General features: G+C 54.3%; 16 protein-coding genes. 1 reads left to right on the top strand and 15 read right to left on the bottom strand.

The features are described from left to right. Positions 1-61: 61 nt before the first annotated feature. Positions 62-1177 carry a methyl-accepting chemotaxis protein gene (locus K1718_RS02120; RefSeq protein ID WP_265679893.1) on the bottom strand — a complete coding sequence of 372 codons (1116 nt, stop codon included), beginning with the start codon at positions 1175-1177 and terminating at the stop codon, positions 62-64. A gap of 286 nt (positions 1178-1463) precedes the next feature. Here K1718_RS02120 and K1718_RS02115 point away from each other — a divergent pair, with 286 nt between their 5' ends. Then, complete coding sequence (locus K1718_RS02115; protein WP_152499178.1) at positions 1464-2684, top strand: ammonium transporter; 1221 nt, start codon at positions 1464-1466, stop codon at positions 2682-2684. A 51-nt stretch (positions 2685-2735) separates the two neighbouring features. Here K1718_RS02115 and K1718_RS02110 read toward each other — a convergent pair whose 3' ends face one another. From K1718_RS02110 to mnmE, 14 genes are all read right to left on the bottom strand, one after another. After that, a complete protein-coding gene (locus K1718_RS02110) occupies positions 2736-3416 on the bottom strand; it encodes an HAD family hydrolase (RefSeq protein WP_265679894.1) in 681 nt (226 codons plus the stop codon). A 25-nt stretch (positions 3417-3441) separates the two neighbouring features. Further along, positions 3442-4269 (bottom strand): ABC transporter permease subunit, encoded by an 828-nt coding sequence (locus tag K1718_RS02105; RefSeq protein WP_152499176.1) that lies wholly within the window; start codon positions 4267-4269, stop codon positions 3442-3444. Positions 4270-4314: 45 nt separating this feature from the next. Beyond that, the gene (locus K1718_RS02100; RefSeq protein ID WP_152504069.1) at positions 4315-5202 is read right to left on the bottom strand and encodes a cation diffusion facilitator family transporter; all 888 of its coding nucleotides are present in this window, start codon (positions 5200-5202) and stop codon (positions 4315-4317) included. A 161-nt stretch (positions 5203-5363) separates the two neighbouring features. Then, the gene (locus K1718_RS02095) at positions 5364-6137 is read right to left on the bottom strand and encodes a DUF1223 domain-containing protein (protein ID WP_152499175.1); all 774 of its coding nucleotides are present in this window, start codon (positions 6135-6137) and stop codon (positions 5364-5366) included. A gap of 175 nt (positions 6138-6312) precedes the next feature. Next, the gene (locus K1718_RS02090) at positions 6313-6918 is read right to left on the bottom strand and encodes a DsbE family thiol:disulfide interchange protein (RefSeq protein WP_265679895.1); all 606 of its coding nucleotides are present in this window, start codon (positions 6916-6918) and stop codon (positions 6313-6315) included. Positions 6919-6922: 4 nt separating this feature from the next. After that, complete coding sequence (gene ccmD / locus K1718_RS02085; RefSeq protein ID WP_152499173.1) at positions 6923-7096, bottom strand: heme exporter protein CcmD; 174 nt, start codon at positions 7094-7096, stop codon at positions 6923-6925. Positions 7097-7100: 4 nt separating this feature from the next. Beyond that, positions 7101-7868 (bottom strand): heme ABC transporter permease, encoded by a 768-nt coding sequence (locus K1718_RS02080; RefSeq protein ID WP_152499172.1) that lies wholly within the window; start codon positions 7866-7868, stop codon positions 7101-7103. A 104-nt stretch (positions 7869-7972) separates the two neighbouring features. After that, positions 7973-8644, bottom strand: coding sequence for a heme exporter protein CcmB (gene ccmB / locus K1718_RS02075; protein WP_152499171.1), 672 nt, complete (start codon positions 8642-8644; stop codon positions 7973-7975). After that, a complete protein-coding gene (ccmA, locus tag K1718_RS02070) occupies positions 8644-9276 on the bottom strand; it encodes a heme ABC exporter ATP-binding protein CcmA (protein WP_335343021.1) in 633 nt (210 codons plus the stop codon). The genes ccmB and ccmA overlap by 1 nt, the downstream gene beginning before the upstream one ends. Before the next feature lie 236 nt (positions 9277-9512). Continuing rightward, positions 9513-10418, bottom strand: a complete 906-nt coding sequence (locus K1718_RS02065; RefSeq protein WP_265679896.1) for a ParB/RepB/Spo0J family partition protein — start codon at positions 10416-10418, stop codon at positions 9513-9515. Positions 10419-10513: 95 nt separating this feature from the next. Further along, entirely contained in the window at positions 10514-11338 is an 825-nt protein-coding gene (locus K1718_RS02060) for a ParA family protein (RefSeq protein ID WP_152499168.1), read from the bottom strand. A gap of 20 nt (positions 11339-11358) precedes the next feature. Beyond that, a complete protein-coding gene (gene rsmG / locus K1718_RS02055) occupies positions 11359-12015 on the bottom strand; it encodes a 16S rRNA (guanine(527)-N(7))-methyltransferase RsmG (RefSeq protein WP_265679897.1) in 657 nt (218 codons plus the stop codon). Continuing rightward, positions 12015-13904: a tRNA uridine-5-carboxymethylaminomethyl(34) synthesis enzyme MnmG gene (mnmG, locus tag K1718_RS02050; protein WP_265679898.1), complete on the bottom strand. Its 1890-nt coding sequence runs from the start codon at positions 13902-13904 to the stop codon at positions 12015-12017. The genes rsmG and mnmG overlap by 1 nt, the downstream gene beginning before the upstream one ends. A gap of 301 nt (positions 13905-14205) precedes the next feature. Then, positions 14206-15555 (bottom strand): tRNA uridine-5-carboxymethylaminomethyl(34) synthesis GTPase MnmE, encoded by a 1350-nt coding sequence (gene mnmE, locus K1718_RS02045; RefSeq protein ID WP_265679899.1) that lies wholly within the window; start codon positions 15553-15555, stop codon positions 14206-14208. Positions 15556-15591: the final 36 nt, after the last annotated feature.

Below are 15591 nucleotides of genomic sequence, written 5' to 3'. Positions count from 1 at the left end.
AAACTTGGAAAGCCCGGGGGCAACCCCGGGCTCTTTTTTGCTTACCTCATAAGCTCGACGTTTAGCCGGCCACTTTCAGGCTACTTGCAACCAGCTGCACCGCTTCGGAGGCTTGCTTGGCCAGTTCGATATTTCGGGCAGATCCGGTAATCGCGCTTTCGGTGTCCTGACGAACTTTTTGCAGGTTGGAAGACACTTCGTCCAAGGCGGTGGTGCGTTCCGTCATTTGGCGAAAGGTTGTTTCATTGCGAGCCGTCAACTCGTTCAGGTATTCCTCAACGGATGAAACTTGTTCAAGACCATCAGCACTTTGGGATTCGGAAAGCTTGAGCTTGTCGGTTGTCGTCTCGATCAGATCACGTGACCTCGAAATCGATCTGTTCATTTCCGAAAGAATACCGGAAATGGATTCAACAGCATTTTCGGTCGACCCGGCCAGCACCTTCACTTCTCCTGCTACGACCGAAAAACCCTTGCCGGCGTCTCCCGCACGTGCAGCTTCGATGGTTGCATTCAGGGCAAGCAGGTTGGTTTGAGCTGAAATTGAGGATATTTCCTGTGCCAGAGCCTCCACATCGCCAAACCGGCCAGCGAGCTCCTCAGTGGCTGCACTCAATTGACCTATCAGGTCTGCTGCTGAAAGGCAGGTATCGACAACACCTCGAATACTTTCGCGCGCCTTGGTCATGCGGCCGCCAGCATTTACCAAATCGTCCGTGCAGTCCTTGGCCTGCAAACCAACAGACTGAAGGTCTTCCTGAATTTGCTCTGCAGTTGAAATCAGATCGGCTAGGAATTCCGCCCGTTCCTTGCTCGCGGCATTTACTGCCCTCGCGTTCTGGCCAATCTGTGAAACATCAGCGCCGGCTTTCGCCAGCTGTTCAATCTGATCGCTTGCGTCACGGTCACTGCCTGCAATCTGGTCAAGGTCGGTTTCTCTGATCTCTAGAGCCTCCGGACGTATGTTCACGTCTGTTTGGTCCAGAGGCTGAGGAACCGCTGGCCCCTGTCTTAATGTCATCTTTGCGCTGACGATTGAAACGGTGAACGGCACGGCCGTCGAAAGCAACGCCTGCCAAATGACAAATTCCGCGTGGCCCATAAAAACATCGATCTGATTGATGCCTGTCAGGATCGATCCAACAATAAGTGCGGTAATGACAGCTCGTTTGAACATTTCAACCATTTCTCAATGTGAGTGTCCTGCTAGGGTCGCTCAACATAGTTAACACCGAAGAAATAGCCCTCAGTAAGCTGATCTCGTACTGACTATAAATTAAGCTGATGCCACTTTTTTAGTCTCGCAGATGTGACTGTTCGCGCCATGAGACAACGCCATTCGATCAAAAGATCGGCAGTTTTCTGCCCTATCTTTCACCGTTTGCCCGTTTGGCATGCAACTTGAATGCATATCTCCCCAAAACGCATAACGAATTGGCAAATTGCCTAACTGGGGGTCAATCATGAATTCAACTGGAGTGGGCGGCGACGTCTTTTTTGTGCTGGTCGGGGCAATCCTCGTCTTCGCAATGCATGGCGGGTTCGCCTTTCTTGAGGTCGGAACCGTTCGGCACAAAAACCAAGTCAATGCACTGGTGAAAATCCTGGTCGATTTCGCGTTGTCGACTGTCACGTACTTCTTTGTTGGTTACGCATTCGCCTATGGCACGACGTTCCTCGTCGATGCCGCAACATTGTCCGGTGGTGGCGGAGGATTTGAACTCCAAGGCCTGACATTGGTGAAATTCTTTTTCCTGACCACCTTTGCCGCCGCCATCCCCGCGATTATCTCCGGCGGAATTGCGGAACGAATGAAATTCTGGCCCCAATGCGTGGCAACAGTGGCATTGGTTGGCATCGTCTATCCACTCTACGAAGGAATTGTCTGGAACGGGAACTTCGGTTTTCAAGCCTGGTTGGAAGCAACTTTCGGGGCACAATTCCATGACTTTGCCGGATCCGTGGTCGTTCATGGGGTTGGCGGCTGGATCGCGCTCGGCGCCGTGCTGCTGCTAGGTGCGCGCATGGGCCGTTACGATTCCAAAGGACGTCCGATTGGCATTCCACCATCTTCCTTGCCTTGGCTTGCCATGGGGTCCTGGATGCTTTGTGTCGGCTGGTTCGGTTTCAACGTTATGACAGCAGGCTCCCTGGACGCGGCTTCGGGTCTCGTTGCAATCAATTCGCTTATGGCAATGGTCGGCGGCATTCTGGCGGCGCTGGTCGTGGGCAAAAACGATCCGGGTTTCGTTCACAACGGCGCACTTGCCGGTCTGGTCGCCGTTTGTGCGGGGTCTGACATCATGCATCCGATTGGCAGCCTGATCGTTGGAGCAGGTGCCGGCGCAATCTTTGTGATCGGTTTTGAGATGTGCCAGAACAAATTGAAAGTCGACGACGTTCTGGGCGTCTGGCCACTTCACGGTATCTGCGGTGCATGGGGCGGTATCGCTGCCGGGATCTTCGGTCTTGAATCACTCGGTGGCCTTGGCGGCGTTTCCTTGATGTCACAAATAATCGGAACCGTAGTCGGGGCAACATATGCACTGGCTGCCGGGTTTGTGGTCTACGGCATCTTGAAAAGCACTATGGGCCTGAGGTTGTCGCAAGAGGACGAGCATCTGGGCGCGGACCTTGCGATTCACAAGATCAGTGCAAATCCGGAGCATGACCTTGGACGGTGACTGAACTGACAATTTTGGGATTGGATCGGCGGCCCACCCGGGCCGCCGGTTTTATGCATGGGCACCGTTGTTCAACAATTCTGCCAGGTTCTGGTGAGTATCAACGACCCGATGCGCGCCGGCTTCTTCAAGCTGCGCAGCATGCGTATCATGGCTGTGACCGCCGCCAACAAAACCCCACACGGTCATTCCCGCTGCAAGCCCGGCTTTCACGCCGTTTGAGCTGTCTTCAATCACCAATGTATTCGCGGGTGAAACACCGAGCTTTTGAGCCGCAAACAAAAACAGGTCCGGGGCAGGTTTTCCGTTTTCCACCTGCTCGCCGGAATAGATATGCGGGTCGAAATACGCAAAAAGCCCTGTGTGTCTAAGCTTTTGAATCAACCGCTGTAATCTGGATGAGGAAGCGACCGCCCGAGGGCCCTCGTGTTCATTCAACAGCTGTTTGATACCTGAGATTTCCAACAGCTCCGTTTCCATCCGCCGCATTGTTGCAACATCCAGCTCTTCGAAGAAGTTTTCAGGCAACGGCCCTTTGCCAAGATCACGATGGTCCCGGTCGAGCGCGGCCCAGAAGTCCTCGCTCCCGAGGCCCTGAAATCGATCCATGTACTCATCCAGATCGTATTGAAGGCCAATCCGCGCGAGATGCTCGCGTTCCACCTGCACATAAATCGTTTCCGAATCGACCAGTACACCGTCGCAATCAAACAGGATTGCCTCAAAAGCCATCGAACCCTCTTCCCTTATGTCATTCTCAATGTGAACCGTCGAACAGACCCTTAACCACCTGTCTTTGAAACAAGATGACAAGTAGAGCCGGCGGCAGGATTGCCAAGATAGCCAGTGATAGGCCGAACAGGCTCGCACGGCCGAAAAACTGCATGCCGCGAACGAGCGTATAGGTACTTTCTTCAGACGTGACGATGACCGGCCAAAGATACTGGTTCCATCCGGTCACAAAGAGGACCAGAAAAAGCGCAGCCGCGGTTGGAACCGACAGGGGCAGCAGAATATCCTTGAAAAACTTGATTGCACCGGCCCCATCAAGACGCGCCGATTCCATCAGCGTATCTGGAACCGTCATGAGAAACTGCCTGAAAAACAGCGTTCCCAACCCAGACGCCACGAGCGGCACGATCAGGCCTGCGCGCGTGTTGACAAGACCCAGATCAGCGACAACGGCGAAAGTTGGCAAAAAACGCGATTCCAGCGGAAACATAAGGCTGAGCAGCAGCAGCCAGAAAATGATGGAAGCGTACTTCACCCGGAAATAGATCAACGAATAGGCAGCCAGCAAGGAAACTGAGACCTTCAACGCGGCAAATCCCGCGCCAAGCAGAAACGAGTTCCAAACCATCGTCAGCACAGTAACATCGCCCGTAAATCCGGCATTCGCGGATATCAGAGTCCCATAATTCTCCAGGACAGAAGAGCCCGGGTCCAGACGCGGTACCACCGGAACGCCTGGTGCATGTGTTGTTGCAGCAAAAATCGAATAGACCGGCAAACACATGAAGAGGGCACCCGCGATGAGTATCGCGTGATCAACAATACGGGCCTGCCACCGGCGAAATGAATGCATCAGTGTTTCTTCCAGTCTCCGCTCACGCGTCTACAGCCAGCAGCATCAAAGAACGACAATACCGGAATGCTTCGCCTTGTGTTCAGGTTCCACATGAATGGTAATCCGCGCGCCCGGCACATCTTCCGCAATGGCAACCTCAATCCTGTCGCAGATTTCATGCGCCTCTTCCACCGACATCGTTCCGGGCACAACCAGATGAAAATCCACGAATGTCGATCTGCCTGCGATGCGTGTTCTGAGATCATGTGCCTCAAGAGCGCCTTCTCCGTGTTCGGAGATCAAAAGTCTAATCTTTTCAAGTACATCACTGGATGCAGCCTCGTCCATCAGGCCACCAACTGATTCCTTGACCAATTCCCAGCCAGTCCAAAGAACCGTCAAACCGACAACCACAGCCAGCATCGGATCAAGGATTGTCCAGCCGGTCATCAAGACAAGGACAACTCCGGCAAGAACGCCAGCTGAACTTATGACATCCGTCATCAGGTGCTTGCCGTCAGCGACCAGAGCCGGTGACCTGGTCTGCCTGCCAAAATGCATCAGGTACCTGGCCCAGGCACCGTTTATCAACGCTGCAGCCAGGTTCATTGCGATGCCTTCAAGGGAGTATTCGGGCCTGTCACCCTGAACGAAACCGAGCCAAGCAGCCCTGAAAATCATGATCGCGGCCAACACAATCATGACACCTACGAGAACGGCGGCAAAATACTCCGCCTTGTCGTGTCCATAGGGATGGTTGCTGTCAGCAGGTTTCGCGGCAAACCAGATCGCCGCCAATGCCGCTATGGACGACGCAATATTGACGATGGTTTCTAGTGCGTCGGAATAAAGAGCGACAGAGCCCGTCAGCAGGTAAGCGCCAACCTTTAGGCACAGAACCAGAATACCGATGGCAATGCTTGCAAAGGCAATCCTGAGCCTTGGTTTCAGGTCCACTCCAGTCCCCCGGGCACAATCTGCAAGACACTCAGGTCAGGCAGCACTGTTGACCCGGCAAGGGGTAGCAGTTTTTTCGTCGGTTACAACCCGGTCCAGGAAATTAAATCCGGCGCTGGAGGGTTTCAAACCAGCTGAAACCATTCCCTGACGGTCTAGGAACCGCCATTCCAGTCCATTACCGCTGCTCCGATGATTTCGCCAGGTCCATCAGGCCCTTCGACCTGTACCAGAATTGCGCACCGCGCATCGCCTTTCAGCATCAGTTTGGATTTTGGCATCCGAAAGGTCTCGGCGCCTCCCGACCACATGCCCAGGGGCTGAATATTTCGAACCACGTTGACATACTTGATCTTTCGTCCGGCATTTTCACCCCGGCCGATATCCACCATCGCCTCATCCTGGATCTTAAGGAAATAGACGGTCGCCATCTCGGCGCCTTCAGGCAAGAGGCCATCGACCTTCGCCTCGACAACCATATCGGTAATCTTCAGATCCACTTTGGAGGTAAACGGCTGAGCGCGCGCGAGCGCAGCACGGACTTCCCCTTCCCGGCTTCCGACCACATGCTCTTCGCCATTAATGACCATTTGCGGCGTATAGACAGACCGGTCTCCGCGCTGATTTGCGTAGGCGCGCTGCCGCTGGGAGTGAACCGGGCTGGCAAGCGTGTCCTTCCAACCGAGATAGTCCCAATAGTCCACTGGCATCAAAACCGTAAGCGTATCGTCGCTGTTGTTCTTCACCAGGTCTTCTGCCAATCGGTCTGCCGGCGGACAGGACGAACACCCCTGGCTCGTGAACAGTTCAACGACTTTTTTCGGCTGTGCTTCTGCTGTGTTCCAGGCTGTTGTTACTATTAACGCGGCGACCGCGACCAACCCGGACCGGAATGCCTGCCCGGCTTTCCAGCGAATATGACCCACCATTTGGCTCGTTTCCCTTGTTTGCTTGATGACAAGATAGGCAAACAGACCTTCAATCGCGAGTCACGAGCCGGTGACTTTACCCGCGATTCAAAGGTTTCGCAGAAACGTGACTTTCACCAAAGTTCCGGTGACCTCACTCAGCGGAGGTGATTTCTATTCAAAAACAGTCCCGTACTCAGCCACCGGCGAGTATTTTCTCAAGTTCCGGGAGGAAAGTTTCTGAATAAGACTGCGGGCCAAGTGGACCGATAAACTTATACCGGATCATGCCGTTTTCATCGACAATGAAGGTTTCCGGCACTCCGTAAACGCCCCAGTCGATCGCAGCCCGGCCGGAAGCATCCGCGCCGACACGGTCATATGGGTTTCCCAGGCTGCCAAGAAACCGCCGGGCGTTTTCAGGTTTGTCCTTGTAGTTGATACCGACCATTTCGATGCCATCAACCTTGGCAAGCTCTTCAAGAAGCGGATGCTCCTGCCGACAGGGCCCGCACCAGGATGCAAACACATTGACGACAGAGACCTTGCCCTTGAGATCTTCACTGGAAAACCCGGTAACTGCTTTGCCGTCCTTCTCCAAACCCTCCACAGGTGCAAGTACAAACTCAGGCGCAGGTTTGTTGATCAAGGCAGACGGGATCTTCTGAGGGTCCCCGCCGAGCGTCAGCTGAAACAGGAAAAGCCCAGCCAGGGCCGCAAAAACCACCAGAGGCAACAGAACGAGGATCGGCACGCCGCGCTTTGGTTGTTTTGGACCGGCTTCTGTGTCGGATGCGCTCATGGAACTACCTGCTCCCATCCTGCGGTCGTGCACGCACGATGCCCTGATCCGCCAGTTCTTTCAGAGCCTTTTCCTGATTGGCGCGGTCGATCCTGACCCACGCAATCAGCACAATCACGGTCAACAGACAAAGGCCATAGGAGGAAAGAATGAAACCCGCATGTGGTCCAAGATCCATCTGATTACTCCGCGGCCTGTGTGGAAGCTGTGGCGGTGCTCGGGAAGGAAACGCTTGCAGCCCGTTGACGCAATGCCCTCACTCTGCGGCGCATGATCTCGTTGCGCATGGCCATGAGATGCAGAACAAAGAACAGCAAGGTGAAGGCAATAGCCATGATCAGAAGGGGCCAAAGAATGTCCGGGTGAATGGTAGGGCCATCCATCCGCACCACACTTGCCGGTTGGTGCAAGGTATTCCACCAATCGACGGAAAATTTGATTACCGGCAGATTGAGAGCACCCACAAGTGTGAGCACAGCCGCAGCTTTACCGGCCTTGATCGGATCATCCATTGTCCGCCAAAGCGTCATCAGTCCGAGATACATGATCAGGAGAACAAGAACGGATGTCAGGCGCGCATCCCACACCCAGTAGGTTCCCCACATGGGCTTTCCCCAGAGAGACCCGGTCACCAAAGACATAAAGGTGAAAGCCGCGCCGATCGGCGCCGCGCTTTTGGCCGAGACATCTGCCAGCGGATGTTTCCACACCAGAGTCCCGAGCGACGACATCGCCATGATCGAGTAGCACATCATCGCCAGCCAGGCCGCCGGAACATGAATGAACATGATCCTTACAGTGTCACCTTGCTGATAATCCTCAGGTGCTACGAAGAAACTCATGTAGAGACCGGCAGCGAAGGCCAGTACACACAAACCGATCAGCCAGGGCAGAACAATCTGCACCAGCCTCAAAAACCGCGTCGGATTTGCATAGTCCCAAATAGACATCGAAGCTCTATCTAATTCCCTCTCCGCTGTCCTTCAATGCACTGAAAAACAACAATCGCGCCTTGCTTTCGATCAATTCTAAAAATTTAAGCCAGAAATCCGGTTCAGTCACCCGCAAAACGCAGCGCAAGGGCTGCGGCAATCGGCCCAATCACGGCAGCGATCAGCGACAGAGAACAAAGGATCAGAAACGGCGTCATGAACGGCACCGGATCATGGATGGCGGCATCGGCCGCGCTGACACCAAAAATCAACACCGGTATAGCAAGGGGCACAACGAGCACGGCCAGCAACAAGCCACCTCGGCGCAACGATACGGTCAAGGATGCTCCAATCGCCCCGATCAATGTGAGTGCCGGCGTGCCCACAAGAAGTGTCAAGGTGACCGCCCCCATCGCAACAGGATCGATATTCAGAAAGATCGAAAGAAGAGGCGCGGCAACAACCAATGGAAGGCCTGTCGCCACCCAATGGGCAAGACACTTGATCAGAACAACCAATTCCAGCGGCCGTCCGGCCATCAGCATCAGATCGAGTGTTCCGTCCTCCCGGTCTGCCTGGAATAGCCGATCAAGCCCGAGAAGCGTCGCAAGCAGCGCTCCAATCCAAAGTATCGCGGGTCCAATCCGGGCCAAGAGATTGAGGTCCGGCCCGACACCAAAGGGAATGACGGTTACAACGGCAAGAAAAAACAGCACGCCGACGAGCGCACTGCCGCCAATCCTCACGGACAAGCGCAAATCACGCTGAAACAGCGCCATGGCCCAGGATGACATCAAAAGTCCTCCTCGGTCAGCTGCGTCTCTACGATTTCCGCCTTCAGATGCAAGATCTGAACTTGGTCGAGCGCCAGATCTGTATGGGTCGCCGTCACGATAAGCCCCCCAAGTGCAAGATGCCCGTTCATGAGTTCGAGCAATTGGCCTTCCGATGCCTTGTCGAGTGCCGATGTTGGTTCATCCATTAGCCAGACAGGGCGTGGCGTCACGAGCAATCGACACAATGACAGTCTGCGCCTTTGTCCAGCGGAAAGGTAGGCTGCCGGCAAATATGCGGTATGACCGATACCCAAAATCTGCAGAGCCTCAAGTGGCTCCATTTTTTTACCGGCAAAGGCCGAAACCGACACAGGCGCAGAATAACTTTGCCAGAAGACGAGGTTTTCAAGCACCGACAAGGCAGGCTTCACCGCATCCTGATGACCAAAATAGTGAGCTTGTTCCTGTGGCTGCCTGTCATCTTGCCCACCTTCCAGGCGAATTTCTCCCTTGCTCAGAAAGACCAGTCCGGCGAGCGTACGAAGCAGTGAAGATTTGCCAATGCCATTCGCGCCCGTGACAACGAGCGCGGTACCGCTTTCAAGCGTAAAGGAGAGGTCCTGAAAGACACGGCGTCCGCCACGGTCTATGGTCAGGTTTTCCGCAATGAGTTTCAGAAGATGCTCCGGCGTTCTTGAAAAGGACAGGCCTTGTTAGTGTGCACTGAAGGTCGTTGGCAAGAGCGCCATGAATGGCATCAGTTTGCCAACATGCCCTTGATCTCGGTCATTTGGCGATCAATTGACCTCTTTCAGCTGCGCACAAAAAAGACCAGAACCCGTTCCAGCTGCTCTGATCTTCTATTAAGTAAAATGAAAACAAGGGCTTATCGAGTTTCGACGCCAAGTTTCCTGCACAGCTCATCCAATTGCTCAAGCGACGTGTATTTGATTTTCAAGTCGCCGGATTCCTTGCCAGGTTTATGACCAACGGTCACTTTGAGCCCCAGCGTGTCAGCCAAACGCTTTTCCAGCGCCTTCGTATCGGCATCCTTTTCAGCCTTCACGACCGGTGCCTTGTCACCCTTCAATCGGGCAAGGGCATCCGGATCCTGCGAAATCTTTTCCGCATCGCGGACCGTCAGGCCCTTTTCGACGATCAACTCGGCAAGAGCCGCCGGGTCATCAACGGTAATCAATGCGCGTGCATGGCCGGCTGTGAGCAGGCCCTCCGCAAGATAGTCTTTCACGGAATTCGGCAGTTTCAGCAGCCGCATCGTATTGGCTACATGGCTGCGGCTCTTGCCGATCACTTTGGCAAGCTCGCCCTGGCTGTAACTGAACTCCGCGGTCAGCTGCTCATATCCCATCGCCTCTTCGATAGGGTTTAGGTCGGCCCGCTGAACATTCTCAATGATTGCCAGTTCCAGAGCTTCCTGGTCGGTGACATCCCGCACGATGATGGGCGCTTCATGCAGACCTGCCCTTTGCGCGGCTCGCCACCGACGTTCACCGGCTATGATCTCGAACCGTTCCGATTTGCCGGCTTCCGGGCGCACCAGAATTGGCTGAACTATCCCTTTGGCTTTCAAAGACTCGGCAAGATCGGCAAGATCTTTCTCAGTGAAGGTCTTGCGGGGATTGCGCGGGTTCGGAACCAGATGCTCAATCGGCACCTTGCGCGTATCTCTTACGATTTTCTCAGGCGCTGCGGTGGCTTCCGGGGCAGAATCGCCGATCAATGCTGCCAATCCTCGGCCCAAACGCTTGTTTTTGCCGTCTCTTTCCGCCATATCGCACCTTTTTCTTCTTATAAATCAATAGGTTAATTCGACAGCACCAACAACGGCACTGCTGAATGAACCCATCGAACCGGATCCGAATCTTATCAGGCAGCCACTTTGCGCAGCTGACGCTCTCGCTGGATGATCTCGGAAGCGAGCCGCAGATATGCCTGACTGCCGGCACACTTCAAATCGTACAACAATGCCGGCTTGCCATAGGACGGCGCCTCGGAAATGCGGACATTGCGCGGAATGATGGTTTCGTAAACTGCGTCGCCCATCGTTTCTCGAACATCGGCAACAACCTGATTGGAAAGGTTGTTGCGGCTGTCATACATGGTGAGAACAATACCATGAATGCTGAGCTCGGCGTTCAATGCGCTCTTGACCTGCTCCACTGTACTGAGCAACTGGCTAAGTCCTTCAAGTGCAAAGAACTCACATTGCAGAGGTACCAGAATGGAATGAGATGCTGAAAGAGCGTTGATCGTCAGAAGGTTCAGTGAAGGCGGACAATCGACCAGCACGTAGGTGAAGCCAATTTCCTGAAACAGCCTTGACCTGGTCAGACTTTCAATTGCAGCGCGCAACCGGAATGCTCGATCGCTTGTCGACGCGATCTCGAGCTCAAGACCCAAAAGATCCATGGTGGAAGGTGCGACCCAAAGACGTTGCACCGCGGTTTCACGGACAGCCTCAGCCAGAGAACAGTCACCGCTCAGAATTTCGTAAGTCGACAACCCACGGTCCCGGTGTTCAATCCCGAGACCCGTCGAGGCGTTGCCCTGAGGATCGAGATCAATCACGAGTACCTTCTCACCAATCGCAGCAAGCGCAGTACCGAGATTGATTGCAGTGGTGGTTTTCCCCACCCCGCCTTTTTGGTTTGCCAACGAAAGCACACGCGGCATTTCGGGAAGCATGCTCATTGCCACAACACCTTCCTGGGCTACTCCGGCCGGTTGGAAATATTTGAGAAAAGAAGCATCCGGCTCTCAGGATCAACAAGACTGATCTTTTCTATCATGTCGAAGTGCCAACGGGCAGAGGCTTCGTTAACTTCTCGTTGAAAATCCTGACCTTTGTGGAAAACAGCCTTTGCTCCCTTCGCTGTGAACGGCTCGGAAAGCTGGAAAAGTAAATCCAAGGACGCCAAGGCGCGCGCGGAAACAGCATCAACCGGCCCATGCTGCCACTCTTTCGCAACCGATTCGATCCGGCCAGCATGTACTGTTCCGTTGGAACCAGTCTCTCGAAGTGCCGTTCGAAGGAAGGCCGCCTTCCGCTGGTTGCTCTCGATCATGTGCACATGAGTGCCCGGATCTTCGGCAAGAAGGATTGCTGTGACCACACCGGGAAACCCGCCACCGCTGCCGACATCGACCCAGGTTTTTGCCTCTGGATAACTCCACTGGGTTTGAAGACTGTCGGCTACGTGACGTGTCCATATGTCTGGAATTGTCGACGGAGCAATAAGGTTTTGTGCGGGTTGCCACTTGAGAACGAGGTCGACATAGATCTGAAGCCGTTCCAACGTTTCACGTGAAACATCCCCATAGTTTTGCACAGCCTGTCCAGAGCTGTTCAACACGATCGGACGGCCCATCAGGCCGCACCGATCTTCTGACTGCCCCGCTTGAGATGAGACAGGATCAGCGTCAAGGCTGCCGGTGTTATCCCATCCATACGAGAAGCCTGACCCAATGTAGCCGGTCGAATGTCGGTCAGCTTCTGCTTCACTTCGTTCGACAGCCCGATAATTGCTTCGTAATCGAAACCATCCGGGATCGCCAAGGCTTCATCCCGCTTCAGTGCCTCGATGTCCGCTATCTGCCGATCGAGATAAACAGCATAGAGAGCATCTGTTGCCACCTGCTCCGTGATCACTGGGTCAATCTCGGAAAGCTCGGGCCAAATGCCTGTCAAAAGCTCGTAGGTCACATTCGGATAGGAAAGCAGATCGAACGCTGTCCGACGCACACCATCCTGGTTGACTGGCAAGCCCTTCTTCTGGGCCTCCGAGGGTGTCACAGACAACTGTTTCAACAAAGCCCGTGCCTCGGCAATGGCCGCCATCTTTCTTTCGAATGCCTGGCGCCGTTCTTCAGAAACACAACCTACCTCAAGACCAAGCGGCGTCAGTCTCTGATCCGCATTATCGGCACGCAGCGACAACCGATACTCAGCGCGCGACGTAAACATTCGATACGGCTCGGAAATGCCTCGGGTAATCAGATCGTCGATCATCACACCGATATAGCCCTGAGAGCGATCGACGACGAACGGCGATTTTCCAGCTTCCGCCAATGCCGCATTCAAGCCGGCCACCAGGCCTTGAGCTCCAGCTTCTTCATATCCGGTCGTCCCGTTGATCTGACCGGCAAGATAAAGACCCTGACATCTCTTTGCTTCCAGCGTCGGCCTGAGCTCCCGCGGGTCGACATGGTCGTATTCAATCGCATATCCCGGCTGGAAGTATTCAACATCTTCAAGACCAGGAATGGTTCTCAAAAAGGCAATCTGGACATCTTCTGGCAAGGACGTGGAAATGCCATTCGGATAGACCGTGTGGTCATCGAGGCCCTCCGGCTCCAGAAAGATCTGGTGACCGTCACGCTCCCCAAACCGAACGATCTTGTCCTCGATTGAGGGACAGTAACGGGGTCCGCGGCCTTTGATCTCACCGGAATACATCGCTGATCTCGAGAGATTGTCCTGAATGATCTGATGCGTTTCAGGCGTCGTCCGCGTGATATGGCAGGGCACCTGAGGTGTCGTGATCGTTTCGGTCATTGTTGAAAACGGAACCGGCTCTTCATCACCTGGTTGGACTTCAAGTCGATCCCAATGGATTGTGCGTCCATCAAGCCTTGCGGGTGTTCCTGTCTTCAGGCGTCCGAGATCAAATCCAATTTGCTCAAGCGATTCAGACAAACCGAGGGCGGGAGCCTCCCCCGACCTGCCGGCAGGGATCTTGCGATCGCCAATGTGGATCAGACCACGCAGGAAAGTTCCACTCGTCAAGACAATCCTGCCGCACGAAACGCTACGACCGTCGGCCAGCTCCAGTCCTGAAACGACATGACCCTCAGCATCATCGTTGAAGAGGATCTTGAAAGCTTCTCCCTCAACGACCGTCAAGCCGTCGATGACGGCAATCTCTTTCTGCATTGCCTCGCGATAGAGCTTGCGGTCGGCCTGAGCGCGCGGCCCTCGAACCGCAGGACCCTTCCGCCGGTTGAGCATGCGAAACTGGATCCCACCCTTGTCGGCAACACGACCCATCAATCCATCAAGGGCATCGATTTCTCTGACCAGATGACCTTTGCCCAATCCACCAATCGCCGGATTGCAGGACATCACCCCAATGGTATCGAACCGATGGGTTACAAGTGCCGTCTTGGCACCGGTGCGCGCCGCCGCTGCAGCGGCCTCACAGCCGGCATGACCGCCACCCACTACGACCACATCAAATGTCAGGTCCTTGTCACTCATAAAGTCTCACCGTCTTGACCGGGGCTGCCACTATGTTCAAGCACCCGCCAAACCATCATCTTCTATTTTCGGGATCCGCATCCGATGCCCAGCATCAGATTATCACAAGGCCGACTGAACGGCACAACGCTGCCGCTTATATAAAGCGGGCCGACCCGTAGGTCAAAGCGGAATCAATGAGAGAGACCAACCGCGGAAACTTCACTTTCAGATACGCGGATAATGCTTCCTGATTCACGTGAAACACATTCCGGTTCAGAATCAATTCAGGAAAATCCGACATTGATTCACGTGAAACAAATTATTTCCCGATACAGAAATCCCTGAAAATCACATCCAGTAGATCTTCAACATCAATACGCCCGGTGATCCGGCCAAGCGCATCCGCTGCACCGCGGAGATCTTCTGCTCTGAGTTCTCCCGGAAGATGGTCTGCGTCAACTGCCGTGCGCAGTCCGGAAAGACACTCCGTGAGATAGTGCCGGTGCCTTTCCCGTGTCGCCAACGGTGACTCACCGATAGAAATCGTTTCCGCAGCAAAACGTGTAAGGTGATCCAAAAGTGATGTCATACCGCCTTCAGATTTGGTTGAACAAGAGATTTCTGGGATTATTCCGGAAGAGTCTTGTTCCGGAAGAGTCTCAAAATCTTGCTTGGTATTGACCGTCCAAACGGGAACACCATCCTCGAGATCAACTGCCAACGCACTCGACGCTTCCTTCATTGACACGCCGTTCGGTTCAACCGCCCACAAGATCAGGTCCGCTTCGCGGCCCTTTGCCTCGGCACGGCGAATGCCCTCTCGTTCTACTATTCCTTCGGTCTCGCGCAATCCGGCAGTGTCTACCAGCGTGACCGGATACCCCGCTAGATCCAGATGCACTTCTATAACATCTCTCGTGGTGCCAGCTTCCTCCGTCACGATAGCGACATCCCGGCCCGCAATGGCATTCAACAAACTGGACTTGCCTGCGTTGGGTGCACCCATAAGCACGACCTGTAACCCGGATCGCAAACGCTCACCACTCTTCGACTTCAGCAAGTGATCAGCGATCTCATCATGGAGATCGGAGGCTTCCACCCAGACTTGGTCAGCTACGCTGCCCGGTACATCCTCCTCGTCGGCAAAATCGAAGTCGGCTTCAATCATTGCTCGCATGTGTATCAGCCGTTTGCGCCAATCTTCATAAAGCCGACCGAGGGCTCCGCCCATCTGCCGAATTGCCTGTTTACGTTGGCTCTGTGTTTCAGCCGCAATCAGATCCGCCAGTCCCTCAACTTCAGTGAGGTCCATACGTCCGGCATCGAAAGCTCTTCGTGTGAATTCACCAGCTTCAGCAGGACGGCTGTTTTCAAATTGGCCAAGTACGGAGAGGACACTGGAAACCACCGCCCTTCCCCCATGGCAGTGAAGTTCTGCAACATCTTCACCGGTAAAACTGCGCGGACCCTTGAAGAAGAGGACCAGGGCCTCATCCAGAAGATCACCCGATTGCGGGTTTCTCAACTTGAGCAGAGAGGCAACACGTGGCTCTGGTATCGTACCGCAGAGACTTCTGACGATCTCCTGTGTACCGGCCCCAGAGACACGGATAACAGCAACTCCAGACGGAACTGCCCCGCTTGAAAGCGCAAAAATCGTGTCAGCCATGTGCGTTCATCCAAGCAGGGTTTGATGCCAAAATCT

This window comes from Roseibium porphyridii (assembly GCF_026191725.2).
In the GTDB taxonomy this organism is placed as follows: domain Bacteria; phylum Pseudomonadota; class Alphaproteobacteria; order Rhizobiales; family Stappiaceae; genus Roseibium; species Roseibium porphyridii.
Note: the sequence above shows the minus strand (reverse complement) of the source record. Positions and strands in the feature narration are given on the sequence as shown.

Excerpts from the sequence above, each read along its gene's own strand:
- mnmG (WP_265679898.1), bottom strand. The coding sequence starts at position 13,904 with ATGAGTGACAAGGACCTGACATTTGATGTGGTCGTAGTGGGTGGCGGT.
- K1718_RS02115 (WP_152499178.1), top strand. The coding sequence starts at position 1,464 with ATGAATTCAACTGGAGTGGGCGGCGACGTCTTTTTTGTGCTGGTCGGG.
- K1718_RS02065 (WP_265679896.1), bottom strand. The coding sequence starts at position 10,418 with ATGGCGGAAAGAGACGGCAAAAACAAGCGTTTGGGCCGAGGATTGGCA.
- K1718_RS02080 (WP_152499172.1), bottom strand. The coding sequence starts at position 7,868 with ATGTCTATTTGGGACTATGCAAATCCGACGCGGTTTTTGAGGCTGGTG.
- K1718_RS02105 (WP_152499176.1), bottom strand. The coding sequence starts at position 4,269 with ATGCATTCATTTCGCCGGTGGCAGGCCCGTATTGTTGATCACGCGATA.
- K1718_RS02095 (WP_152499175.1), bottom strand. The coding sequence starts at position 6,137 with ATGGTGGGTCATATTCGCTGGAAAGCCGGGCAGGCATTCCGGTCCGGG.
- K1718_RS02060 (WP_152499168.1), bottom strand. The coding sequence starts at position 11,338 with ATGAGCATGCTTCCCGAAATGCCGCGTGTGCTTTCGTTGGCAAACCAA.
- K1718_RS02090 (WP_265679895.1), bottom strand. The coding sequence starts at position 6,918 with ATGAGCGCATCCGACACAGAAGCCGGTCCAAAACAACCAAAGCGCGGC.
- rsmG (WP_265679897.1), bottom strand. The coding sequence starts at position 12,015 with ATGGGCCGTCCGATCGTGTTGAACAGCTCTGGACAGGCTGTGCAAAAC.
- ccmB (WP_152499171.1), bottom strand. The coding sequence starts at position 8,644 with ATGTCATCCTGGGCCATGGCGCTGTTTCAGCGTGATTTGCGCTTGTCC.
- K1718_RS02110 (WP_265679894.1), bottom strand. The coding sequence starts at position 3,416 with ATGGCTTTTGAGGCAATCCTGTTTGATTGCGACGGTGTACTGGTCGAT.
- mnmE (WP_265679899.1), bottom strand. The coding sequence starts at position 15,555 with ATGGCTGACACGATTTTTGCGCTTTCAAGCGGGGCAGTTCCGTCTGGA.
- ccmD (WP_152499173.1), bottom strand. The coding sequence starts at position 7,096 with ATGGATCTTGGACCACATGCGGGTTTCATTCTTTCCTCCTATGGCCTT.
- K1718_RS02120 (WP_265679893.1), bottom strand. The coding sequence starts at position 1,177 with ATGTTCAAACGAGCTGTCATTACCGCACTTATTGTTGGATCGATCCTG.